This window comes from Pseudomonas sp. CAM1A, from assembly GCF_047501685.1.
Classification (GTDB): Bacteria; Pseudomonadota; Gammaproteobacteria; order Pseudomonadales; family Pseudomonadaceae; genus Aquipseudomonas.
In genome coordinates, this window is record NZ_JBFNXP010000008.1 from 312,706 (window position 1) to 336,814 (window position 24,109).

At 64.9% G+C, this 24,109-nt stretch carries 20 protein-coding genes; 7 read left to right on the top strand and 13 right to left on the bottom strand.

The features are described from left to right. Nucleotides 1–282: a DUF3509 domain-containing protein gene (locus tag ABZO33_RS19035; protein WP_367859007.1), complete on the top strand. Its 282-nt coding sequence runs from the start codon at nucleotides 1–3 to the stop codon at nucleotides 280–282. A 172-nt stretch (nucleotides 283–454) separates the two neighbouring features. On the opposite strand, the gene ABZO33_RS19040 is transcribed toward ABZO33_RS19035, so the two are convergent. Together ABZO33_RS19040 and ABZO33_RS19045 are read right to left on the bottom strand one after the other, a co-directional pair. After that, complete coding sequence (locus tag ABZO33_RS19040) at nucleotides 455–1,333, bottom strand: TIGR02285 family protein (protein WP_414537260.1); 879 nt, start codon at nucleotides 1,331–1,333, stop codon at nucleotides 455–457. A gap of 10 nt (nucleotides 1,334–1,343) precedes the next feature. Further along, on the bottom strand, nucleotides 1,344–2,543 hold the full coding sequence (locus tag ABZO33_RS19045) for a CaiB/BaiF CoA transferase family protein (RefSeq protein WP_414537261.1): 1,200 nt from the start codon (nucleotides 2,541–2,543) through the stop codon (nucleotides 1,344–1,346). Between the two features lie 140 nt (nucleotides 2,544–2,683). Here ABZO33_RS19045 and ABZO33_RS19050 point away from each other — a divergent pair, with 140 nt between their 5' ends. Next, nucleotides 2,684–3,226, top strand: coding sequence for a YaeQ family protein (locus ABZO33_RS19050; protein WP_414537262.1), 543 nt, complete (start codon nucleotides 2,684–2,686; stop codon nucleotides 3,224–3,226). Between the two features lie 30 nt (nucleotides 3,227–3,256). Continuing rightward, nucleotides 3,257–4,966, top strand: coding sequence for a single-stranded-DNA-specific exonuclease RecJ (gene recJ, locus ABZO33_RS19055; RefSeq protein WP_414537263.1), 1,710 nt, complete (start codon nucleotides 3,257–3,259; stop codon nucleotides 4,964–4,966). Between the two features lie 772 nt (nucleotides 4,967–5,738). Here the strand turns inward: recJ and ABZO33_RS19060 are convergent. Beyond that, nucleotides 5,739–6,380: a TetR/AcrR family transcriptional regulator gene (locus ABZO33_RS19060; protein WP_414537264.1), complete on the bottom strand. Its 642-nt coding sequence runs from the start codon at nucleotides 6,378–6,380 to the stop codon at nucleotides 5,739–5,741. 172 nt (nucleotides 6,381–6,552) lie between these two features. On the opposite strand from ABZO33_RS19060, the gene ABZO33_RS19065 reads away from it, so the two are divergent. Next, entirely contained in the window at nucleotides 6,553–7,653 is a 1,101-nt protein-coding gene (locus ABZO33_RS19065) for an efflux RND transporter periplasmic adaptor subunit (protein WP_414537265.1), read from the top strand. A gap of 6 nt (nucleotides 7,654–7,659) precedes the next feature. Beyond that, nucleotides 7,660–10,725, top strand: a complete 3,066-nt coding sequence (locus tag ABZO33_RS19070) for an efflux RND transporter permease subunit (protein ID WP_414537266.1) — start codon at nucleotides 7,660–7,662, stop codon at nucleotides 10,723–10,725. A gap of 130 nt (nucleotides 10,726–10,855) precedes the next feature. Here the strand turns inward: ABZO33_RS19070 and ABZO33_RS19075 are convergent, their stop codons facing one another. Then, nucleotides 10,856–11,542 carry a DUF4197 domain-containing protein gene (locus ABZO33_RS19075; protein ID WP_023631317.1) on the bottom strand — a complete coding sequence of 229 codons (687 nt, stop codon included), beginning with the start codon at nucleotides 11,540–11,542 and terminating at the stop codon, nucleotides 10,856–10,858. 64 nt (nucleotides 11,543–11,606) lie between these two features. Continuing rightward, the gene (gene plsB / locus ABZO33_RS19080; RefSeq protein WP_414537267.1) at nucleotides 11,607–14,096 is read right to left on the bottom strand and encodes a glycerol-3-phosphate 1-O-acyltransferase PlsB; all 2,490 of its coding nucleotides are present in this window, start codon (nucleotides 14,094–14,096) and stop codon (nucleotides 11,607–11,609) included. A 228-nt stretch (nucleotides 14,097–14,324) separates the two neighbouring features. Between plsB and ABZO33_RS19085 the strand changes: the two genes are divergently transcribed. After that, on the top strand, nucleotides 14,325–14,534 hold the full coding sequence (locus ABZO33_RS19085; protein WP_011535295.1) for a cold-shock protein: 210 nt from the start codon (nucleotides 14,325–14,327) through the stop codon (nucleotides 14,532–14,534). A gap of 64 nt (nucleotides 14,535–14,598) precedes the next feature. Here the strand turns inward: ABZO33_RS19085 and ABZO33_RS19090 are convergent, their stop codons facing one another. From ABZO33_RS19090 to ABZO33_RS19105, 4 genes are all read right to left on the bottom strand, one after another. Then, entirely contained in the window at nucleotides 14,599–14,976 is a 378-nt protein-coding gene (locus ABZO33_RS19090; protein ID WP_023631318.1) for a hypothetical protein, read from the bottom strand. A gap of 17 nt (nucleotides 14,977–14,993) precedes the next feature. Beyond that, entirely contained in the window at nucleotides 14,994–15,806 is an 813-nt protein-coding gene (locus tag ABZO33_RS19095; protein WP_414537268.1) for a putative RNA methyltransferase, read from the bottom strand. After that, nucleotides 15,806–16,957, bottom strand: coding sequence for a succinyl-diaminopimelate desuccinylase (dapE, locus tag ABZO33_RS19100; protein ID WP_414537269.1), 1,152 nt, complete (start codon nucleotides 16,955–16,957; stop codon nucleotides 15,806–15,808). The genes ABZO33_RS19095 and dapE overlap by 1 nt, the downstream gene beginning before the upstream one ends. A gap of 118 nt (nucleotides 16,958–17,075) precedes the next feature. Beyond that, nucleotides 17,076–19,667 carry a glycosyltransferase gene (locus ABZO33_RS19105; protein WP_414537270.1) on the bottom strand — a complete coding sequence of 864 codons (2,592 nt, stop codon included), beginning with the start codon at nucleotides 19,665–19,667 and terminating at the stop codon, nucleotides 17,076–17,078. Nucleotides 19,668–19,955: 288 nt separating this feature from the next. Between ABZO33_RS19105 and tcdA the strand changes: the two genes are divergently transcribed. Further along, nucleotides 19,956–20,765 carry a tRNA cyclic N6-threonylcarbamoyladenosine(37) synthase TcdA gene (gene tcdA, locus ABZO33_RS19110; RefSeq protein WP_414537271.1) on the top strand — a complete coding sequence of 270 codons (810 nt, stop codon included), beginning with the start codon at nucleotides 19,956–19,958 and terminating at the stop codon, nucleotides 20,763–20,765. A 43-nt stretch (nucleotides 20,766–20,808) separates the two neighbouring features. Here tcdA and ABZO33_RS19115 read toward each other — a convergent pair whose 3' ends face one another. From ABZO33_RS19115 to ABZO33_RS19130, 4 genes are all read right to left on the bottom strand, one after another. Then, a complete protein-coding gene (locus tag ABZO33_RS19115; RefSeq protein ID WP_414537272.1) occupies nucleotides 20,809–21,219 on the bottom strand; it encodes a SufE family protein in 411 nt (136 codons plus the stop codon). Then, nucleotides 21,216–22,421, bottom strand: a complete 1,206-nt coding sequence (locus tag ABZO33_RS19120) for a cysteine desulfurase (RefSeq protein WP_414537273.1) — start codon at nucleotides 22,419–22,421, stop codon at nucleotides 21,216–21,218. Before ABZO33_RS19120 ends, ABZO33_RS19115 begins: the two co-directional genes overlap by 4 nt. Nucleotides 22,422–22,501: 80 nt before the next feature. Further along, a complete protein-coding gene (dapD, locus tag ABZO33_RS19125) occupies nucleotides 22,502–23,536 on the bottom strand; it encodes a 2,3,4,5-tetrahydropyridine-2,6-dicarboxylate N-succinyltransferase (RefSeq protein WP_110701871.1) in 1,035 nt (344 codons plus the stop codon). Nucleotides 23,537–23,578: 42 nt separating this feature from the next. After that, nucleotides 23,579–23,926 (bottom strand): ArsC family reductase, encoded by a 348-nt coding sequence (locus ABZO33_RS19130; RefSeq protein WP_046854389.1) that lies wholly within the window; start codon nucleotides 23,924–23,926, stop codon nucleotides 23,579–23,581. Between the last annotated feature and the right edge of the window lie 183 nt (nucleotides 23,927–24,109).

Sequence of the window (24,109 nt, forward strand, 5' to 3'; positions counted from 1 at the left end):
ATGGAAAGAATCTGCAGACTGCTCAACGATGCCCTGACCCCGTACCAGGCTGAACTTGGACCGGCCGATAACCGTGGCTGCCGTCACCTCAGTGTTCGTGATGAGCATGGATTGCCGATTTTGCGGCGTACGGTGTGTGAGCGAGAGTTGGTGGAGCAGCAATTGCTGGTCGACCTGGTCGATGGCCTGCACCGTGACCTGCAAATTGCCGAAGGCCGCCTGCAACCCTGTGTGATCGCCGCCTTGCAGCATCAGAGGCAAATGCACGGAACCTTTGCCTGACCGGCCCGTCAGATTCAGCAAGGGCAGCCTGATGGTGCTTTGCTCCGGTACCCTCCAGGCTGTCACTGGAAGTCCCAAGGGCTTTCGCTTGACCCCGGTCGTCCTCCCCAGCGACCGGGGTTTCTTTTTGCCTTGAATTCACCGGCATCCTTGCTGGTCTGTACGCGGCAGCTCAGTGCACCGGCGTTTCGTCTTGTTCGAAGAAATGCCGGGCCTGGTCCAGGTAGTTCTCCTGCAGCTCTGCATCCAGCCAGCGGGCATAAAGGCCTGGCAAGGTGTCGCGACGCAGCGTTGGCAGCAGTTGGTCGATATGGGCGATCGCTTCGCGCCCCAAGGGGGTGTCCGAGCAGCCCACATGCAGGAACTGGTAGCGGTCGACGCCACGGATGGGATAGAAGCGGTAATCGTCCAGCGAGCCATTCTGCTGCTGGATCAGGTAGCGCACTTCTGGCCAGTAGCCGAGCACCAGCTGCAGGCGCCCCAGTTGCTGCATCTGCAGCAGGCTGGCGGTGGCATCGTTGCCGTAGTGGCGGCTGAAGGCGCTGTCGGGCAGCTGCTTCAGCACGTCATCGACCTGCACGCTGTAGCTGCGCTCGGCGACGATGCCCAGCTTGAGCCGGGTCTGGGCCAGCAGCCGCTGAAGGTCCACCTGTTGCCCATCCAGATAAGGCTCCAGCAGTGCCTGGTCGCGCTTGCGCACCACCAGGCCACTGCTCAGTACGCCCAGCGATGGCTGGGAGAAATGCACGTACCTGGCGCGTTCGGGCGTCCAAAGCAGAGTCGGATCGCAGGTGAAAGTGGGCTCCTGGAGCATCTGGAGGCCTCGGGCGCGGTTGACCCGGACGATCTGATGGTCGTACTCGGGCATCTGTGCGATCAGCATGGGCAACAGTTGGTCGATCACGCCCTGGCCGTTGGCCGGCCCTTCGAAAATTGTGAACGGTGGCAGGTCTCGGACCAGCCACAGCAGGCGTTCCTTGGCCCCGGCCGTTTGTGCCGCGAGCGCGCCGAGTACCAGGCAGAGCAGCAGGGGCAGGTGGCGGATGCGCATGGGCCGCGGATCAGACCGTTCCGGCCGCGCGCAGGCGGGCAATGGCGGCTTCGTCGTAGCCTAGGCTGGCCAGTAGCGGGGCTGTGTGTTCGCCCAGGGCCGGGCCGACCCATTCGGCGGAGCCTGGGGTATCGGACAGCTTGGGTACGATGCCCGGCATCTTGAACGGCTTGCCATCCGGCAGTCGGGCCTGGAGGAACATCTCGCGGGCGAGGAACTGCGGGTCGCCCAGCATGTCCTCGGCGGAGTAGATCCGGCTGGCTGGCACCTCGGCGTCGTTGAGCACCTGCATCACCTTGTCCAGCGCCAGGCCGTTGACCCAGCGGTCGATGACACCGTACAGCTCATCGCGGCGGGCATCGCGGCCGTCATTGGTCGCCAGGGCAGCATCGTTGGCCAGGTCGTCGCGGCCGATGGCCTGCATGAAGCGCTTGAAGATCGCATCGCCATTGGCGCCGATCTGCACGTGCCGGCCATCGGCGGTGGTGTGGATGCAGGAGGGGGTGATGCCCGGCATGATGTTGCCGGTGCGCTCGCGGATGAAGCCGAACACGTCGAATTCCGGCACCATGCTCTCCATCATGGCGAAGATCGCCTCGTACAGCGCCACATCCACCACTTGGCCGTCGCCACCGTTGACTTCGCGATGACGCAGGGCCATCAGCGCGCCGATCACGCCCCACAGGGCGGCAATGGAGTCGCCGATGGAAATACCCGTGCGCACCGGCGGGCGATCCTCGAAGCCGGTGATGTAGCGCAGTCCGCCCATGGATTCACCAACCGCGCCAAAGCCTGGCTGGTCCTTCATCGGGCCGGTCTGGCCGAAGCCAGACAGGCGCACCATCACCAGGCGCGGGTTGAGGGCGTGCAGCACATCCCAGCCCAAGCCGAGCTTCTCCAGCACGCCGGGACGGAAGTTCTCGATCAGGATGTCGGCCTCGGCCAGCAGGCGCTTGAGCACGTCGCGGCCTTCAGGATGCTTGAGGTTGAGGGTCAGTGATTGCTTGTTGCGCGCCTGGACGAACCACCACAGCGAGGTGCCCTCGTAGAGCTTGCGCCATTTGCGCAGCGGATCACCGCCATCGGGCGACTCGACCTTGATCACCTCGGCACCGAATTCGGCGCAGATCCGCGAGGCGAACGGGCCGGCGATCAGGGTGCCGAGCTCGATGACTTTCAGGCCGGCGAGGGGTTTGCTGGGCGTTGTCATGGGGCATCCGTGGCGTCTGGGCGTGACGCAGGTTGTATCACAGCTCGGCGGCGGCAGGTATATCGGCATTGTCTGGACCGGCGCTGGGTGGCTGGATCAGTTAGACTGTGCGCCTTTCCCCCGCAAGAAGCCTATTGCCCATGGCCCAGCCGTCCACCACCTACAAGTTCGAACTGAATCTGACCGACCTCGACCGCGGCGTGTACGAGAGCGTTCGCCAGACCATCGCCCGCCACCCTTCGGAAACCGAAGAACGCATGGCCGTGCGCCTGCTGGGCTATGCCCTCTGGTACAACGAGCAGCTGACCTTCGGCCGTGGCCTGTCGGACGTCGATGAGGCGGCCCTGTGGGAAAAAAGCCTGGACGATCGCATCCTGCACTGGATCGAAGTCGGCCAGCCTGACGCCGACCGCCTGACCTGGTGCTCGCGGCGTACCGAGCGCACCAGCCTGCTGGCCTACGGCAGCCTGCGCGTGTGGGAGACCAAGGTGCTCGGCGCGGTCAAGGGCCTGAAGAACCTGAGCATTGCCGCCGTGCCGCAGGAGGTGCTGGAAACCCTCGCCACCGACATGCCGCGTACCATCAAGTGGGACGTGATGATCAGCGAAGGCACGGTGTTCGTCACCGACGACCGTGGCCAGCACGAAGTGCAGTTGCAATGGCTGCTTGGTGAGCGCGGCTGACCTGAAACAAAGCGGAATTGCGAAGACCCCATGCGTATCGAACCACGTCCCCTGCCGTCGCCCCTGCCTTTACTGGGCAACCTGCCACCCTTGCTGACCCGTCTGTACGCCGCCCGTGGCGTAGCGTCCGAGGCCGAGCTGGACAAGAGCCTGGCGCGCCTGCTGCCGTACCAGCAACTCAAGGGTATCGACGCGGCGGTGGAGTTGCTGGTCGAGGCGCTCGATCAGCGCCAGCGCATTCTCATCGTCGGCGATTTCGACGCCGACGGCGCCACCGCCAGCACGGTCGGTGTGTTGGGCTTGCGCTTGCTGGGCGCGGCCCATGTCGACTATCTGGTGCCTAACCGTTTCGAGTATGGCTACGGCCTGACCCCGGAGATCGTCGCGGTCGCGCTCGAGCGCCAGCCGCAATTGCTGATCACTGTGGACAACGGTATCTCCAGCGTCGATGGCGTGGCTGCGGCCAAGGCTGCCGGGCTCAAGGTACTGGTCACCGACCACCACCTGCCGGGCGAGCAGCTGCCGGCCGCCGATTCCATCGTCAATCCGAACCAGCCTGGTTGCGCGTTCCCGAGCAAGTCACTGGCCGGTGTCGGCGTGATCTTCTACGTGCTGATGGCCCTGCGTGCGCGGTTGCGCAGCCTGGGGCGCTACGAAGCGCAGCCGCAGCCGAACATCGGCGAGTTACTTGACCTGGTGGCGCTGGGCAGCGTCGCCGACGTGGTGCCGCTGGATGCCAACAACCGCATCCTGGTGCATCAGGGGCTGGAGCGTATCCGCGCCGGTCGCGCCCGCCCGGGGCTCAAGGCCATCCTCGAAGTGGCGCGGCGTGACCACAAGCGCATCACTTCCACTGACCTTGGCTTCATCCTTGGCCCTCGGCTCAATGCCGCCGGGCGCCTGGACGACATGAGCCTGGGCATCGAATGCCTGTTGTGCGAAGACGCGGCGCTTGCGCTGGACATGGCCCAACAGCTCGATGGCCTGAACCAGGATCGCAAGTCCATCGAGCAGGGCATGCAGCGCGAGGCTTTGGCCCAGCTCAAGGACTTGCCGATCGAGTCCATGCCTTATGGCTTGTGCCTGTTCGACGCCGACTGGCACCAGGGGGTGATCGGCATTCTTGCCTCGCGCCTGAAAGAGCGCTACCACCGCCCGACCATCGCCTTCGCCGATGCCGGGGAAGGGGTGCTGAAGGGCTCGGCGCGTTCGGTGCCGGGGTTCCATATCCGCGATGCGCTGGACGCCGTTGCGGCGCGGCATCCTGCCTTGATCAGCAAGTTCGGCGGGCATGCCATGGCGGCGGGACTGTCCTTGCCGGCCGAGAATTTCCCAGCGTTTGCCGAGGCGTTCGACGACGAGGTGCGGCGCCAGTTGCGTGAAGAAGACCTGACCGGGCGGTTGTTGTCGGATGGCACCTTGGCGGTCGAGGAGTTTCACCTGGACCTGGCGCGGGCATTGCGCAATGCCGGGCCCTGGGGGCAGCACTTTCCCGAGCCGTTGTTCCACGGGGTGTTCCAGCTGGTCGAGCAGCGGGTCGTCGGGGAGCGGCATCTGAAGGTGGTGCTCAAGAGCGAGTGTGGGGCGGTGCGGTTGGATGGGATTGCCTTTGGGGTTGACCGGGAGGTCTGGCCGAATCCTACCGTGCGGTGGGTCGAGTTGGCTTACAAGTTGGATGTGAATGAGTTTCGGGGGAATGAGAGTGTGCAGTTGATGATTGCGCACATGGAAGCTCGGTGATCTTTTGTTGAATTGCTGGGATTTTGGGGTTTTGGGTTTTTGGTGGTTTTGAAGTTGTATGCGCATTCATTTGCGATGTCGACGCTTAGTCACCTTTCCGCCCTTACGGCGGCTTACTTTGGTCTTAACTCGCCGTCCGCGGCCAAAGTAAGCAAAGCCGTTGCGCTCCATTCATCCGGCCCTCCGCTTCGCTCCGGGTTCCCTCACTCCGGCCTTGCTCCCGGGAGGACCGCGCTGAACGCCCCATCCTGGGGCGCAGCGCTTGACGGGCATCCATGCCCGTCACCTCCCTCCGCAAGACCTGCGTTCGAGCCCGCTCCCACCATAGTTTGACTACGTGATTCAACGTGGAGCGGGCTTGCCCCGCGATAGCGTAATGAAGAACAACATAACAGCCACTAACAAAACCAACATATCTGCTCTTGATCTGCTCTTGATCTTGCTTCTAAGTGCGCGATAGTTCAGGCGCCGCCAATTGCGACTTCAGGAGGCCGAGTGGAGTTCTTGCGTAGTGGGGCGACGGCCATGGATGGCCGTCGAGCGCTGCGCCCCAGGATGGGGCGTTCAGCGCGGTACCCACGGGAGCAAGAACGGAGCGAGGGAACCCCGGAGCGAAGCGCAGGGGCCGTATGAACGGAGCCGAACGGTTTTGCCTACTTTTGCCACGACAAAAGTAGGCCGCCGTAAGGGCGGAAAGGTGCTTAAATGTCGACATCGTCTACGAATGCGCATAAAAAATTCAAAACAATGGCTTTCGAACCCGAACCCGAACCTACCCCCGAAACGCCCGAACAAAAACCCCCACAGCCTCCCGCACATGCGCCTCAGCCTCATCCCCCTCCAGCGCCGGCGAGCACCCCAGCAGCAACCGATAATCCGGCGCCCCCTTCACCAGGCAGAAAAAATGCTCCGCCGCCTGCCACGGGTTATCGATCCGCAACAGCCCCCGCTGGTCGACACAACGCAGCAACGCTTCCATCCCGCTCATCACCCGCTTGGGCCCCGCCGCATAGAAGTACTGGCCAAACCCCGGATCCTGGCTACCCAGGGCAAAGATCAGGCGGCTCAGCTTCACGGCCTCGTCACTGCTGATCAACGCCTGGAAGCCACGGGCAATGTTCAGCAGCACGTCTTCCACCGCCGCGCCTTCGGGATACTCGAACATCAGGTCAGGCAACTGGTTCTGGCAGGTGGCCATGACCGCCGCGCCGAACAGCGTCTGCTTGTCGGTGAAGTGGCTGTAGACGGTGAGTTTTGAAACACCCGCCGCCGCAGCGACCGCATCCATGCTGGTGTTGGCATAACCAAGGCTGAGGAACAGGCGCTTGGCGGCTTCGAGGATGGCCTCGCGCTTGGCCAGGTCCTTGGGCCGGCCGGGGCCGATGGGTGCGTCGTTGGACATGAGGGACCGCATTCTCTGTGAAAGGGGCACATCTTACCGGGTCCGGGGGCGGTCGGCTGCAGCGTGCGTCGCACCACTAAATATCGATTTTCTCTGAAGCGCCTGCTTCCCCGACCCGATTCGCTGACTTAATATACTCGCCAGTATAAATATTCGATGCGCCCTCTGCCAAAGGTCATTCATCATGTTGCGTCGTGCGTTGTCCCTCGCCCTGCCGGCCGTTGCCGTGCTGCTGCTCACCGCCTGCGGCCAGGAGGCCGCGCCACCCGCCGCGCCGCGTCCGGCGCTGGTGGTCCAACCCCAGCCGGCCGGGGCATCCGCCGACAGTTACCCGGGCGAGGTGCGGGCGCGTTTCGAGCCTGAACTGGCGTTCCGTATCGGAGGCAAGGTCAGCAAACGCCTGGTGGAGGAGGGGCAGCGGGTCAAGGCTGAGCAGCCGCTGGCTGAACTCGACCCGCAGGATGTGCGCCTGCAACTGGAGGCCAACCGCGCCCAGCTGGCGGCGGCCGAGGCCAACCTGGCGCTGGTGCGCGCCGAGCGCGACCGCTACCAGAAACTGCTGGATCGGCAGATGGTCAGCCATTCCCAGTTCGACAATGCCGAAAATCTTTACCGCGCCGGCATGGCCCGCCTGAAGCAGGCCAAGGCCGAGTACGAGGTGGCGGGCAACCAGGCCGAGTATGCCGTGTTGCGCGCCCCTCAGGCCGGCGTGATTGCCAAGCGCCAGGTCGAAGTGGGCCAGGTGGTGGCGGCGGGGCAGACCGTGTTCACGCTGGCCGCCGATGGTGAGCGCGAAGTGGCCATCGGCCTGCCGGAGCAGCAGTTCGCCCGCTTTGCCGTCGGGCAGACGGTCAGCGTCGAGCTGTGGTCGCACCCGAACCAGCGTTTCGAAGGGCGGATTCGCGAGCTTTCCCCTGCGGCGGACCCACGTTCGCGCACCTTCGCCGCGCGCATCGCCTTTACCTCCAATGCCACCCCGGCCGAGCTGGGCCAGAGCGCACGGGTGTTCATCGACCATGCCGAACGCTCGCCGCTGGCGGTGCCGCTGTCGGCGGTAACCGCCGAAGCGGGGCAGGCCTATGTCTGGCGGGTTGGCAAGGACAACCGCCTGGAGCGCGCCGCTGTGCGTCTGGGGGCCTATGGCGCAGACAGCGTGCCGGTGCTCGAAGGCCTGGACGCCGGCGACTGGGTGGTTGCCGCAGGCGGGCATGTGCTGCGCGAGGGGCAACAGGTGCGGCCTGTGGACCGCAGCAACCGTGAAGTGAACCTGGCGGCCAAGGAGTAAGTCCCGATGGGTTTCAACCTTTCCGCCTGGGCGCTGCGCAATCGCCAGATCGTGTTGTTCCTGATGATCCTGCTGGCGGCGATCGGCGCCATGTCCTACACCAAGTTGGGGCAAAGCGAGGATCCGCCCTTCACCTTCAAGGCCATGGTCATCCGTACCCTGTGGCCTGGGGCGACCGCCGAGGAGGTGTCGCGCCAGGTCACCGAGCGTATCGAGAAGAAACTGATGGAGACCGGCGAGTACGAGAAGATCGTCTCGTTCTCCCGGCCGGGTGAGTCCCAGGTCACGTTCATGGCCCGTGACGCGATGCACTCCAAGGATATCCCCGAGCTGTGGTACCAGATCCGCAAGAAGGTCGCGGACATCAAGCACACCCTGCCCCCCGAGGCGCAGGGGCCATTCTTCAACGACGAGTTCGGCACCACCTTCGGCAATATCTACGCCCTGACCGGCGCCGGCTTCGACTACGCGGTGCTCAAGGACTACGCCGACCGTATCCAGATCCAGCTGCAGCGGGTCAAGGACGTGGGCAAGGTGGAGCTCATCGGCCTGCAGGACGAGAAGATCTGGATCGAACTGTCCAACGTCAAGCTGGCCACCCTCGGGGTGCCGCTCGCCGCCGTGCAGCAGGCGCTGCGCGAGCAGAACGCGGTGAGTACCGCAGGCTTCTTCGAAACCCCCAGCGAGCGCCTGCAGCTGCGGGTCAGCGGGCGCTTCGACAGTGTCGAGCAGATTCGCCAGTTCCCTATTCGCATCGGTGACCGCACCTTCCGTATCGGGGACGTCGCCGAGGTGCAGCGCGGCTTCAATGACCCGCCCGCGCCGCGCATGCGCTTCATGGGCGAGGACGCCATCGGGCTGGCGGTGTCGATGAAGGACGGCGGCGACATCCTGGTGCTCGGCAAGGCCCTGGAAGGCGAGTTCGCCCGCCTCGCGCAGAGCCTGCCGGCGGGCATGGAGCTGCGCAAGGTGTCCGACCAGCCGGCGGCGGTGAAGGCCGGAGTCGGTGAGTTCGTCCAGGTGCTGGTCGAGGCCCTGGCCATCGTCCTGCTGGTGAGTTTCTTCTCGCTGGGCCTGCGCACCGGCCTGGTGGTGGCGCTGGCGATCCCGCTGGTGCTGGCCATGACCTTCGCCGCCATGCACTACTTCGGCATCGGCCTGCACAAGATTTCGCTGGGGGCGCTGGTGCTGGCCCTGGGCCTGCTGGTCGACGACGCGATCATCGCGGTGGAGATGATGGCGATCAAGATGGAACAGGGCTACGACCGGCTCAAGGCGGCGAGCTACGCCTGGACCAGCACGGCGTTCCCGATGCTCACCGGCACCCTGATCACCGCGGCGGGCTTCCTGCCGATCGCCACGGCGGCGTCGAGCACAGGGGAATACACCCGGTCGATCTTCCAGGTGGTGACCATCGCCTTGCTCACGTCCTGGGTGGCGGCGGTGGTGTTCGTACCCTACCTGGGCGAGCGCCTGCTGCCGGACCTGGCCAAGCTCCACACGGCCCGCCACGGCACCGACGGACATGCTCCCGACCCCTACGCCACGCCGTTCTACCAGCGCGTCAGGCGGGTGGTGGAGTGGTGCGTGCGGCGGCGCAAGACGGTGATCGTGCTGACCATCGCCGCATTCGTCGGCAGCATCCTGTTGTTCCGCTTCGTGCCGCAGCAGTTTTTCCCGGCGTCCGGGCGGCCGGAATTGATGGTCGATCTGAAACTGACCGAAGGCGCTTCGCTGAACAACACCGCCGAGCGGGTCAAGCAATTGGAGGCGCTGCTCAAACAGCAGGACGGTATAGCCAACTATGTCGCCTATGTCGGCACCGGTTCGCCGCGTTTCTACCTGCCGCTGGATCAGCAACTGCCGGCGGCGAGCTTTGCCCAGTTCGTGGTGCTGGCCAAGTCGCTGGAGGACCGTGAACGCCTGCGCAGCTGGTTGATCGGCACCCTGGACCAGCAGTTCCCCGACTTGCGCTCACGGGTCACGCGCCTGGAAAACGGCCCGCCCGTAGGTTATCCAGTGCAGTTCCGTGTCACCGGCGAGCATATCGAGAAGGTTCGCGCCCTGGCTCGCGAGGTGGCGGCCAAGGTGCGCGAGAACCCGCATGTGGTCAACGTGCACCTGGATTGGGAAGAACCGAGCAAGGCGGTGTACCTGGACATCGACCAGGATCGTGCCCGGGCGCTGGGCGTGAGCACCGCGCACCTGTCGAGCTTCCTGCAGAGTTCGCTCACCGGTAGCAACGTCAGCCAGTACCGCGAGGACAACGAGCTGATCGAGATTCTCCTGCGTGGTACGCCAGAGGAGCGCCGTGAACTGGGTAACCTGGGCAGCCTGGCGGTGCCCACCGACAACGGCCAGAGCGTGGCCCTGTCGCAGGTGGCGACCCTGGAGTACGGCTTCGAGGAAGGCATCATCTGGCACCGCAACCGCCTGCCCACGGTCACCGTGCGCGCCGATATCTACGACAAGGAACAGCCGGCGACCTTGATCAAGCAGATCCAGCCGACGCTGGCGCAGATCAAGGACGAGCTGCCTGATGGCTATTTGCTCGAAGTGGGCGGCACGGTGGAAGACTCCGAGCGTGGCCAGCGTTCGGTGAACGCCGGCATGCCGCTGTTCATCGTGGTGGTGCTGAGCCTGCTGATGATCCAGCTGCGTAGTTTCTCGCGGATGTTCATGGTGTTCCTCACCGCGCCCCTCGGGCTGATCGGCGTGACCCTGTTCCTGCTGGTGTTCCGCCAGCCGTTCGGCTTCGTCGCCATGCTCGGGACCATCGCCCTGGCCGGCATGATCATGCGCAACTCGGTGATCCTGGTGGACCAGATCGAACAGGACATCGCTGCGGGGATGGAGCGTTGGCAGGCGATCATCGAGGCCACGGTGCGGCGCTTCCGACCGATCGTGCTGACCGCGCTGGCGGCGGTGCTGGCGATGATTCCGTTGTCGAGGAGTGTGTTCTACGGACCGATGGCGGTAGCGATCATGGGTGGCTTGATCGTCGCCACGGTGTTGACCCTGCTGTTCCTACCGGCGTTGTATGCGGCGTGGTTCAGGGTCAAGAAAAACTGAGGAACGAGCGGGAGGGCTTTGCCCTCCTATCGCCGGCAAGCCGGCTCCCACACGAGTTGCGCTGTACCTGTGGGAGCTGGCTTGCCAGCGATAGGGCTGCACAGCAGCCCCACCGGTTTTCAGCTCAACATCACAGCGCGCCGAACACCTTCTTGGCCAGGCTGGTGGCCGCACCGGCCGGGTTCTGGCGAATGCTTTCTTCCTGCTTGCCGATCATTTCGAACAAGCCGTCCAGCGCCTTCTCGGTCACATAGTTCTCGATATTGGCGTCATCCTTGATCAGGCCCAGGCCTTTGGCCTGCCCGGCAAAGCTGTTGTACTGCTGGGCCAGGCCGACCTTGTCGGTGGCCTGCTTGACGATCGGCAGGAACTTGGCGCGGATCTGCTCGCGGCTGCTCTTGTTGAGGTACTGGGTGGCCGAGTCCTGGCCGCCGCTGAGGATGCCCTTGGCGTCGGTCACGGTCATCTTCTTCACCGCGTCCACCAGGATCGCCTGGGCTTGCGGCACGGCAGCCTCGGCGGCCTTGTTCATGCTGGTTTCCAGGGCATCGACCTGGTCGCCCTTGCCGAACATCTTCATGGCCTTGGCGGCCTTGCCGAGGTTGCCTGGCAGCTCGATGCGCACGTCCGGGTTGTTGCTGAAGCCGCCGGGGGTGCTCAGCTGCTTGACGGCGATCTGCGCGCCTTGGGTAAGGGCGTCCTTCAGGCCGCCGGAGGCGTCGCTCTGGGACAGGTCGCCAAGCGACAGGGCCAGGGCGCTGGCCGACAACAGCAGGCCGGCGCACAGCGTGGTGAAGCGCAGGGAGGAGCGGATCATGGGGCTTTCCTTATGGGCAGAATGGAGCAGGTTCAGCGTATCGTTTAGTCCGTGATCGGGCCAGTCAGGCAGTCGCCGCAGGTTCCGCTGTTTCATCGCGGTGCAAGGCCACCTGGCGGATCGACAGGCGCAGCTCGGCCGACAGCACGCGCTTGGCCACGCCTTCGGCCAGTTCGGCAAGCTTGTCGTGGTAGCCCAGCTTGCCGGTGCTGTCGGGTCGCAAGACCCCTTCGCGTACCAGCGTCTGGATGAAGTGGCGGAACAGGGTCTTGTCGAAGAACTCGGGCGCATTCAAGCCATGCAGGATCGACAGGCGCTGGGCCATTATCACGCACAGCTCCTCCAGTTCCTCGGCGCTCAGCGTGTGCTGGCCGCTGTTGAGCAGCAACGAAGTGGCCATGTAGAAGCGCTGCAGGGTCTGGGTGATGGTGCGGGCCAACAGCGTCAGCAGCACGAACTGCCGCGAGCTGGGCGCAGGGCGCATGTAGATGTCTTGTTCCTTGCGCAGCAGCCCTTGTTCGACCAGCGCCGCCAGCCACTGGTCGATCACCTCGTCCAGTTGCTCGGGCGTCCAGCGCAGGAACAGTTCGGCCTGCAGGTACGGATACAACGCCCGCACGTACTGGCCCAGCAGTTCGCGGCTCATGCGCGAGCTGCTGAGGAAGAAGCTCGCCAGCAGCCCCGGCAGGGCGAAGATGTGCAGCACGTTGTTGCGGTAGTAGGTCATCAGTACCGCGTTGGCTTCGTCCAGGTAGAGGATGCGACCCAGCGCATCCTTCTGCTCGGCCAGCAGGTCCATGCCCAGTACGTGCTCGATGAGTGCCTTGCCATCACCTTCGGGCAGGGTGGTGTGCGGCGAGTAGGGCACCTGGCGCAGCAGGGCCAGGTACAGGTCGATCACGCGGGTCAGGGCGCGTTCGTCGAGGGCCAGGCGGCTGGTCGACAGCAGAGCCAGGGCCACCAGGTTGACCGGGTTGATCGCCGCGGCCTCGTTGAGGTGGCGGGCAACCGTCTCGCCCAGGCGGGTGGTGGTCTCGTTGAGCCAGTCCGGGCGGAACTGCGGGGCCAGCGCCTGTTCGCGCCAGCCGGGTTGCTGCTGGTCGAGGAAGCTGTTCAGGCGGATCGGCTCGCCGAAGTTGACGTACACCTGGCCGAAGCGCTGCTTGAGCGCGCCGATGACCTTGAAGATGTCGAAGATCGATTCCTTCTTCTTGCTGGCGCCGCGCAGTTCGCCCAGGTAGGTGCGGCCTTCGAGCACCCGCTCGTAGCCGATGTACACCGGCACGAAGACGATCGGCGTGCGCGAGGAGCGCAGGAAGCTGCGCAGGGTGATCGCCAGCATGCCGGTGCGCGGCTGCAGCATGCGCCCGGTGCGCGAGCGCCCGCCTTCGACGAAGTATTCCACCGGGAAGCCCTTGGTGAACAGGGTGTGCAGGTACTCGTTGAACACCGCGGTGTACAGCGGGTTGCCCTTGAACGTGCGGCGCATGAAGAACGCCCCGCCGCGACGCAGCAGGCCGCCGATCACCGGCATGTTGAGATTGATGCCGGCGGCGATGTGCGGTGGCGTCAGGCCGTTGCGGAACAGCAGGTAGGACAGCAGCAGGTAGTCGATGTGGCTGCGGTGGCAGGGCACGTAGATCACTTCGTGGCCGGGGGCGATGCCCTGCACCTGCTCGATGTGGTTGACCTTGATGCCGTCGTAGATCTTGTTCCAGAACCAGCTGAGCACCACTTCGAGGAAGCGGATCGCGGTGTAGGTGTAGTCCGAGGCAATCTCGTTGCCGTAGTGCAGCGCCTTGGCCTCGGCCTTGGCGTAGGGGATCTTTTCGCGGTCGGCCTCGTCGCTGATCGCCTGGCGCACCAACGGGTCGTGCACCAGCCCTTTGACCAGGTTGCGACGGTGCGAGATGTCCGGCCCGATCACTGCGGTCTTCAGGTTGCGAAAATGCACGCGCATCATGCGTTGAGCCATGCGCACGGTGCGCTCGTGGCCCTTGTTGTGCTGCACCAGTTCGCGCAGGTGGATCGGCGCGGAGAACTGCACCCGGGTCTTGCGCCCGAGGATCAGCACGCTGAGCAGGCGGCGCAGGCGACCGGTGACCGCCCAGCTGTCGGCGAACAGCAGTTTCCATGGGCTCGATTCGCTGGCCGGGGTCTGGCCCCAGAACACGCTGACCGGAATGATCTGCGCGTCTTCCTCGGCGTGCTGGCTGATCGCCGCGACCAGGCGCTCGAGGGTGGGCGGCGCGCCGCGTTTGTCCTGGCGGCCGAGCCAGTCAGGCTCGGGGGTCAGGTAGAAGAACGCCGCAGGCTCCTGCAGCGGGCCGACGGCCACCGGCAATACCGGGCGCGGCAGCCCCGCCTTGGTGCACTCGTGGTCGATTACGGCCAGGTCGGTGAGCGAGGGCGAGGAGAGGGCATAGAACACCGGTCGGCTGCGGTCGAGCTTGAGCGTCAGCGAGGACTGGTTGATGGTTTCGGAGCGCACCCACAGGTAGAGAACGCGACGCAGGGCGCCGAAGATGAGGCGGCGCAGGGGAGAACGGGTCATGGGGTGGGCCCTGGGTGGAAGTAACAGTGTTTTTTCAGCGCGTTAGTCTGCCGTATCTGCGTAAGTTCAGCAAAATTCCGCCATAAATGCCCCTGTCATGAATTTTTTTTGTTCCCTGTCATATACTCGGCCTGCCGCTTGCAGGATATTCGCGCAAGCTGCGTCGGCGCGGGCGGTGTGCCCATGCCAGCAAGGCGATCTTCAAAATAAAAATCCGGAGTAGTTCAGATGTCGTCTCGTGAGACTGGGAATGTGAAGTGGTTCAACGATGCCAAGGGTTATGGCTTCATTCAGCGCGAAGGTGGTGCGGATGTGTTCGTCCACTATCGGGCTATCCGCGGTGAGGGGCATCGCACCCTGGTCGAGGGGCAGCAGGTGGAGTACGCACTCGTGCAGGGCCAGAAAGGCCTGCAGGCAGAGGATGTAGTCGGGCTCTGAGCCTTCCGGCTGCACGCTCAAGCTGCAAGTTGTCCGTGGAACTTGCAGCCTGATGCGAACGGCCTCAGCTGGTACGCCAGGTGATTTCCTCTTCACCGTCGGCGCTGATGCGGATCCAGCGATCGGCATCTTCTTCCCCGTCTTCTTCCGCCCAGCTACCTGGCGCGCAACGCACCTCGACGTTCAGCGCGGCGAATGCCGCACGGGCGCAGGCGATGTCGTCGGCCCAGGGTGTCTGGTCGCTTTCCAGGTACAGGCTGTTCCATTTCCCCACAGCTTTCGGTAACCAGGTGACCGGGATGTTACCGGCCGTGCACTTGAAGGTCTGGCCTTTCTGCTTCCATTCGCTGCACGGGCCCAGGGCCTGGGTCAGCCAGTCGGCGATCTGCTTGTGATCGACCTCGGCATCCTTGAGGTAGATCTCGATATCGGGTTGACGCATGGGAGGCTCCAGTGTGCTCAGTCTTGGCGCACGAAATAGTCATAACGCATGGAAACGGTGACCACGAAAGGTTCGGGCTGGTCGATCACGTGTGCGCGCTTCTCGGCGCTGGCTCGCCAGCCGTGCGGGGTCATCGCCAGCAGGTCGGCGCGGGCCTTGGCCTCGACCAGGCTCAGGCGGAACTCTAGGACCTCGCCGTGGGCATGGGTCATGCCTTCAGGCACCAGGGCAAGGTGCTTGTCATCGGCGTAGGGGCGCACTTCATCGTAGAGCACCTCACGCAGCTCCATCAGGTGGCCGCTGGTCGGGCCGACCCGCATCAGGCCGCCGCCGGGGGCGAGCAGGCGCCTGGCCTCCTGCCAGTCGAGCGGGCTGAACACACTGGCGATGAAACCGCAGCTGGCATCGGCCATGGGCACGCGGGCCATGCTGGCCACCATCCAGGTCACCTCGGGGGCGCGGCGGCAGGCACGCTTGACCGCTTCGCGGGAGATGTCCAGAGCGTAACCGTCGGCTGTCGGCAGCGCCTGGGCAATCTGCGCGGTGTAGTAGCCTTCGCCGCAGCCGATGTCCAGCCAGGCCTGTGGCTGGTGCTCGGCGGCCAGTTCCGCCAGGCGACGGGCCACCGGGGCGTAGTGGCCGGCTTCGAGGAAATCGCGGCGGGCTTCGACCATGGCCTGGTTGTCGCCTGGGTCGCGGCTGTTCTTGTGCTGCACCGGCAGCAAATTCAGGTAGCCCTGGCGGGCGCGGTCGAAGCGGTGGCCGGCGGGGCAGGCCACGCCGTTGTCGAGCCGCGCCAGGGGCGCCTGGCAGAGAGGGCAGGCGAGCATCAGGCGAGCAACCGCACCAGGGTCTGGTAGTAGATCTCGGTCAGCAGCTCGAGATCGCTGGCCAGGATACGCTCGTCCACCTGGTGGATGGTGGCGTTGACCGGGCCGAGCTCGACCACCTGGGTGCCCATGGTGGCGATGAAGCGGCCATCGGAGGTACCGCCGCTGGTCGATGGTCGAGTCTCGCGGCCAGTGACGGCCTTGATGCTCGACGACACCGCATCGAGCAATTCACCCGGCTCGGTGAGGAACGGCAGGCCCGACAGCGCCCAATCAATGTTCCATTCCAGCTGGTGCTTGTCGAGGATCGTGGCGACGCGTTGCTGCAGGCCCTCGACCGTCGATTCGGTGGAGAAACGGAAGTTGAACAGTGCTGTCAGCTCGCCAGGCACCACGTTGGTGGCGCCAGTGCCGGAGTTGAGGTTGGAGATCTGGAAGCTGGTCGGCGGGAAGAACGCATTGCCTTCGTCCCAATGCTCTGCCGCCAGTTCCGCCAGGGCCGGCGCGGCCAGGTGGATCGGGTTGCGCGCCAGGTGCGGGTAGGCCACGTGGCCCTGCTTGCCGCGCACGGTCAGCTTGGCGCCGAGCGAGCCACGTCGGCCGTTCTTGACCACGTCACCGAGCAAGGTGGTGCTGGAGGGCTCGCCGACGATGCACCAGTCCAGGCGCTCGTTGCGTGCCTTGAGGCGCTCGACCACGGCTTTGGTGCCGTGGTGGGCCGGGCCTTCCTCGTCGCTGGTGATCAGGAAGGCGACCTTGCCGCGGTGGTTCGGATAGTCGTGCACGAAGCGCTCGCTGGCCACCACCATCGACGCCAGGCTGCCCTTCATGTCGGCGGCGCCGCGGCCGCAGAGCATGCCGTCGGCATCGATCAGCGCCTCGAACGGCTCGTGCTGCCACTGCTGCACCGGACCGGTGGGGACCACGTCGGTGTGGCCAGCGAAGCACAGCACCGGGCCATCCTGGGTGCCATGGCTGGCCCAGAAGTTGTCGACGTCTTCGATACGCATCGGCTCGAGCTGGAAGCCGACGGCGCCCAGGCGGTTCATCATCTGGGTCTGGCAGTCGGCATCGACCGGGGTGACCGACGGGCGGCGGATCAGGTCGCAGGCCAGTTGCAGGGTAGGCGAAAGCTCGGCTGGGGCCGTCATTGCAAGACTCCGGGGGCAAGGCAGGGCGGGAAACTGGGGCGTTATCTTATATCAAATGATGTCCGCGGACACGATGTGCTTCGTGGGAGCGGCGGCGCACCGCCGCTCCCACGCGCCATCAAACGACCTGTGCTTCGCTTGCCTTCTCCGCCGGTTTGGGCAACGACGACAGCAACGCCATCACCAGCGCCGCCAGGTACGGCAACGACTGCACCAGCAGCATCGCCACCCAGAAGCGCATGTCCGAACTCGGCAGCCCCTGCACCAGGTAGATCCCCAGCGCCGCGCCCCACAGCATCAGCATGATGAACAGTTCTTCACGGGCCTCGGCAATCGCCACCAGCAGACCATGGCTGTCGGCATTCTTCGGCGTGCGGAAGAACGGCATGCTGCTGGTGAAGAAGCCGTACAGCACCGCCTTGGCGATGGTGTGCGACAGCGCCAGCCCCGCCAAAGCGGCGGCGAAGGCGTCCTTCAGGTCGACACCCACCGCCCGGCGATAGAGGAACAGGATCTTGCCGACCTTGAAGAAGAACAGCGCCAGCGGCGGGATGGCAAACATCATCAGCGGCGGGKCGACCCGATGCGGCACGATGATCATCGCCGCCGACCACAGCAGCGCGCCGACGGTGAAGAAGATGTTCATGCCATCGGCGATCCACGGCAGCCAGCCGGCCAGGAAGTGGTAGCGCTGGCCACGGGTCAGCTCGCTGCCCTTGCCGCGCAGCAGGGCGCCGGCGTGGTGCTTGATGATCTGGATGGCGCCGTAGGCCCAGCGGAAGCGCTGCTTCTTGAAGTCGATGAAGGTGTCGGGCATCAGGCCCTTGCCGTAGCTGTTGTGGGCGTAGGCTGCCGACAGGCCTTTTTCGAACACCCGCAGGCCCAGTTCGGCGTCTTCGCAGATGCACCATTCGGCCCAACCGAGCTCCTCGAGCACGCTGCGCCTGGTCATGGTCATGGTGCCGTGCTGGATGATCGCGTCACGGTCGTTGCGGGTGACCATGCCGATATGGAAGAAACCCTTGTACTCGCTGTAGCACAGCTTCTTGAATGCGCTCTCGTGCTGGTCGCGGTAGTCTTGGGGCGACTGCACCACGGCGATCTTCGGGTCGGCGAAGTGCGGCACCATGTGCTTGAGCCAGTTACGGTCGACGCAGTAGTCCGAGTCGATCACCGCGATCACCTCGGCGTCCTTGGCGGTGTGCGGGAGCAGGTAGTTCAGGGCGCCGCCCTTGAAGCCCGCCAGCGGCGCGACGTGGAAGAACTTGAAGCGCTCGCCGAGCTTCTCGCAGTGGGCCTTGAGCGGCTCCCACACGGCCGGGTCCTTGGTGTTGTTGTCGATCACCAGCACTTCGTAGTCTGGGTAGTCCAGCGCGGCGAGGGCGTCGAGGGTCTGCTTGACCATCTCCGGCGGCTCGTTGTAGCACGGCACATGCACCGAGACCTTGGGCCGATAGGCGCTGTCGCCCTGCACGGGCAGGAACTCGCGTCGGCGCTTGTGGATCCACACCGCCTCGGCCAGTTCGTGGGCCTCGGTCAGCAGCACGATGAATACCCCGAGGGCGCCCAGTGCCAGCAGTACGCCCACGGTCAGGCTGAACCAGGTGCTGTACTGCTGGCTGTAGTCGTAGGCGATCCATACCAGCACCGACCCGCACAGGAAGGTAATGAAGGTGAGGAAGGTGCGCCCGCGCTGGCGCAGGGCCGAGCCGTCGATCAACAGGATGGCCAGGGCGATCATCGCCAGCACCACCGAGGCCACGGCCAGGGCGCGCCATTGCGGGATCGCCACGATCGGCCCCTCGAAGTTGAACTTCTGCTGGCGCTCGGCGTTGTACACGCCCCAGTACGCGCCCACCGAGCCTTCGTCGCTGGCCTTCCACGGCTGGTCGTAGGCCTCGATGACGAAGTAGTTGTAGCCACGGCGGTTGAGGGTGTTGACCAGGGTGCGCAGGTAGATGGCCTGGTCGGCCTGGGTGGCGTCGGCGCCGCCGCGCATGCGGCCGTTGCTCGGCCAGCCGACCTCCGAGAGCAGCAGCGGCTTGCGCGGGAACTGCTTGCGCAGCTCGCGGGCGCGGTCGAGGACGAATTGCACCGAGTCCTTCATGGGCACGAATTCCCAATAGGGCAGGATGTGCGCGGCGATCAGGTCGACGTGTTTCGCCAGTTCCGGGTGTTCCTTCCAGATGTGCCACTGCTCGCTGGTGGTCACCGGCACCTTCACCGCGGCGCGTACCCGGTCCAGGTAGCCGATCAGCTGTCCGGCGGTGACTTCCTCGCGGAACAACGCTTCGTTACCGACCACCACCCGCACCACGCTGCGTGAGGTATTGGCCAGGCCGATGGCCTTTTCGATCTCGCGCTCGTTGCGCTCCTGGTCGTTGCTGATCCAGATACCCAGGGTCACGCGCAGGCCGAGCTCTTCGGCCAGGCGCGGTACCTCGGCCTGGGTGCCTTCGACGGTGTAGATGCGCACGTTGTCGGTCAGTTTGTTCAGTTGCTCGAGGTCCTGGCGGATCTCGTCCTCGCTGGGGTACTGGCCTTTCTGCGGGCTCTGCCCCAGGCGGAAGGGCGAATAGGAGAAACCGGAAATCTGTTCCGGCCAGGCGGGGGCGGACACCGGGCGGTTGATCAAGGCCCAGAACCCGGTGAACAGCGCGGCAATGGCCAGGACCACTACCAGGTTGAGACCGAATTTACGTGATGACATAGGTGTTCGAGGTTCCGAAGAGGGGAGCGAGGGTCGCTGTGGCAGGCCGTGGGTCCTACAAGTGCCGGAGAATGTAATCCGTTGGATTATCGACAAGGAATGTAGTTCTCAGGCCGCTCGCTTGTCGTCCAGATATATTTGCTTGATAGGACATTAAAGCAGGCTCGGTAGGTTTTATTCCAACCCCTGGCCGCTCTGCCACGCCCTTGCGGCGTGTTCACGCGCTGTGCTCCCCCCGGAGCGCATGCCTTGGCATATAATGCGCGCCGGTTTTTTCGAGGTACCCACATGAGCACAGAAGATCCACGCTTCGCCGGCGTCGCCCGGCTCTATGGCGACAACGGCCTGCAGCGCCTGCGTCAGGCCCATGTGGCCATCGTCGGCATCGGCGGGGTTGGCTCGTGGGCGGCCGAGGCCCTGGCGCGCAGCGGCGTGGGCGAGATCAGCCTGTTCGACCTCGACGATGTCTGCGTGAGCAACACCAACCGCCAGGCCCATGCCCTCGAAGGCCAGGTCGGCCGAGCCAAGGTCGAGGTGATGGCCGAGCGCCTGCGGGCGATCAACCCGGCGTGCACGGTGCACGCGGTGGCCGATTTCGTCACCCGCGAGACCATGGCCGAGTACATCACCGAGCAGATGGACTGCGTGATCGACTGCATCGACAGCGTGATGGCCAAGGCGGCGCTGATCGCCTGGTGTCGCCGGCGCAAGATCGCCATCGTCACCACCGGTGGCGCTGGCGGGCAGATCGATCCGACCCAGATCCAGCTTGGCGATCTCAACAAGACCTTCAACGACCCGCTGGCTTCACGGGTGCGCTCGACCTTGCGCCGCGACTACAACTTCTCGCGCAACACCAGCCGCAACTATGGCGTGCCGTGCGTGTTTTCCAGCGAACAGCTGCGCTACCCCAAGGGGGATGGCAGCGTGTGCCTGCAGAAGAGCTTTGTCGGTGAAGGCGTGCGCCTGGACTGCGCGGGTGGTTTCGGAGCGGTGATGATGGTGACCGCGACCTTCGGCATGGTGGCGGCAAGCAAGGCTGTTGAAAAGCTTGTGGCCGGTGCGCGGCGGCCTTCAGAGCGGGTCAAGGCCGAATAGGCTATCGCGGGGCAAGTCGGGTCGCGATGAATCCGGCAGCGATTCAGACCAGGGTGGCGAGTTCGGCCATCCTCAGCAACACCGCATGCAGCCCATTGCTGCGCGACGGTGACAACTGCCGCTCCAGCCCTAGTTGGGTAAACCAGGCGCTCAGGTCGAGCGCTGCCAACTGATCGCTGGCCAAGCCTTGTACCCGCACAAGAAGCAGTGCCAGCAACCCGCGCAGCATCCGCGCATCGCTGCCCGCCTTGAACCGCCACTGGCCGTCATCCTGCACCGCCACCAGCCACACCAGGCTCTCGCAGCCATGCACCCGGTTGGCTTCGGTCTTGTCGCTGTCGTCCAGCGGCTCCAGGCGCTCACCCCACTGCATCAGCAACCGCGCCCGCTGCTCCCAGCCACGCGCCTGTTCGAAAGCTTCCAGCGCTTGGCTGGCCTCTGGCGAAAGGTTCATCGCAACAGCTCCAGGCCTTTGTCGAGCGCCTCGAAGAAACGCTGCAGGTCGTCGCTGTCGGAATACAGCCCCAGCGATACGCGGATCGCGCCATCGAGCCCCAGGTGCCTGAGCAGCGGCATGGCGCAATGGTGCCCGGCGCGCACGGCGATGCCCTGTTCGGTCAGCAGGTGGGCGATATCGGCGTTGTGCACGCCATCGATGACGAAACTGGCCAGTGCCGCCTCGGGCGAGCCGAGCAGGCGAACCCCCTCGCGATCGGCCAGGCCCCGTACCAGGTGCTGGTGCAGGCTGGTTTCATGGGCAGCCACGGCATGTACGTCGAGGCTGGCCAGGTAGTCCAGGGTGGCGCCCAGGCCGATCACCCCGGCAATCGGCGGGGTACCGGCTTCGAAACCCAGTGGTGCGGGGCGGAAACTGGCGCTCTGGTAGTCCGCCATCTGCACCATTTCTCCGCCGTATTGCCAGTGACGCAGCAACGCCAGCGCATCCTGGCGGCCGTAAAGTACGCCCACTCCGTCCGGACCATAGAGCTTGTGGCTGGAGAACACATAGAAGTCGCAGCCCAGCTGTTGCACATCGTGCCGGCCGTGGACCACGCCCTGGGCGCCATCGACCACGCTCAGCGCGCCTTGGGCGCGGGCGTGGGCCAGCAACGGCGCCAGCGGTTGCCAGGTCCCCAGCACATTGGACAACTGGCTGATCGCCAGCAGGCGAGTGCGCGGGCCGATCAGTTGCAGGGCCTGCTCCAGGTCTACATGCCCCTGGTCAGTGACCGGCAGGATCACCAGGCGCAGGTTGCGGCGCTGCGCCAGTTGTTGCCAGGGCAGCAGGTTGGCGTGGTGCTCCAGGCCGCTGACGGCGATTTCGTCGCCTGCCTCGAAGCGATGTTCCAGGCCATAGGCCAGCAGGTTCAAGGCCGAGGTGGCGCCGTGGGTGAATACGACCTGGCGCGCATCGGCTGCATTGAGCCAGGCGGCGACCTTGTCCCGTGTACCCTCGAAGGCCTGGGTCGCCAAGGCACCCGGCAGGTGCTGGGCGCGGTGCACGTTGGCTGCGCCATGACCGTAGTAGTGGTTCAGGGCGTCGAGCAGGGCCTGGGGTTTCTGCGTGGTGGCGGCGCTGTCCAGGTAGGTCTGGTGCTGCCGTTGCAGGGCGGCGATGGCCGGGAAATCGGTACGCCAGGGGGAGGGCTGGAACATGTTCGCGGGGCCTGGAATGAAAAATCGGGTCTGCCCGTAGGAGCAGACCCGATCTTATCATCTCAAACCCAGGCAGAGCCTCAGTTGTGAGCGTGCAGTGCCTCGTTCAGCTCGATGGCCGACTTGTGGGTCTTGCACTCCACGGCGCCATTGAGCGAGTTGCGGCGGAACAGCAAGTCGGTCTGGCCGGCCAGGTCGCGCGCCTTGACCACCTTGACCAGCTGGTTGTTCTCGTCCAGCAGGTTCACCTTGGTGCCGGCGGTGATGTACAGGCCGGCTTCGACGGTATTGCGGTCGCCCAGCGGGATGCCGATACCGGCGTTGGCGCCGATCAGGCAGCCTTCGCCAACCTTGATGACGATGTTGCCGCCGCCGGAAAGGGTGCCCATGGTCGAGCAGCCGCCGCCCAGGTCCGAGCCCTTGCCGACGAACACGCCAGCGGAGACGCGGCCTTCGATCATGCCCGGGCCTTCGGTACCGGCGTTAAAGTTGACGAAGCCTTCGTGCATGATGGTGGTGCCTTCGCCGATGTAGGCGCCCAGGCGCACGCGGGCGGTGTCGGCGATGCGCACGCCGGCTGGCACCACGTAGTCGGTCATCTTCGGGAACTTGTCCACCGAGAACACTTCCAGCAGTTCGCCTTTCAGGCGCGCTTCCAGTTGCCGCTCGGCCAGCTCGGCCAGGTCGACCGCGCCCTGGTTGGTCCAGGCGACGTTGGGCAGCAGCGGGAAGATGCCGGCCAGCGATACACCGTGCGGCTTGACCAGGCGGTGCGACAGCAGGTGCAGCTTGAGGTAGGCCTCGGGGGTGGAGGCCAGGGCGCCGTCTTCGGCCAGCAGGGTGGCGACCAGCGGCTTGTGGCTTTCGGCCAGGCGGGTCAGCAGGGCGGCCTGGGCGGCGTCGACGCCCTTGAGCGCGTCGGCCAGCTGGGCGGCCTGGGCGGTGCTGAAGGCGATGGCCTGGTTGCCCCCTTCATAACCGAGGACCGGCGCGATGGCCGCAACCAGTTCGGCGGACGGCTTGAGCACAGGCTGTGCGTAGAAGACTTCCAGCCAGGCGCCCTGGCGGTTCTGGGTGCCGACACCGAAGGCCAGGCTGAACAGCGATTGAGACATGCGATTACCTCATGCGAAAAGGGGATGGAGCGTAATGCGTGATCAGGCCAGCGCCGCCGCGTACAGGTCGGGCTTGAAGCCGACCAGCGTGCGCTCGCCGAGGTCGAGCACCGGGCGCTTGATCATCGACGGTTGGGCGACCATCAGTTCGACGGCCTTGGCCTGGTCGAGGTCGGCCTTGCTGGCGTCGTCGAGCTTGCGGAAGGTGGTCCCGGCGCGGTTCAGCACGACTTCCCAGCCATGCTCGTCGCACCAGCGGTTCAGGCTGTCGCGGTCGATGCCCTGGGTCTTGTAGTCGTGGAAGTCGTAGCCAATGGCCTTTTCTTCAAGCCAGGTACGGGCCTTTTTCATGGTGTCGCAGGCTTTGATGCCGTAGAGAGTGTAAGCCATTGAAATGCCTGGGGCTGCCGGCCGTGGCCCGGCGTCCCCGATACTCCTTGAAGATTGGGTGGCAGCGATTATGCGGTATCGATGGGGTTGGCGCCACGGCTGCGGGCCCGAAGGTAGGGGGGATGTATGTCACATCGTCTCAAGAAGCATTGTGTTACATATTCAGCGGCGGGTTGCGACTAA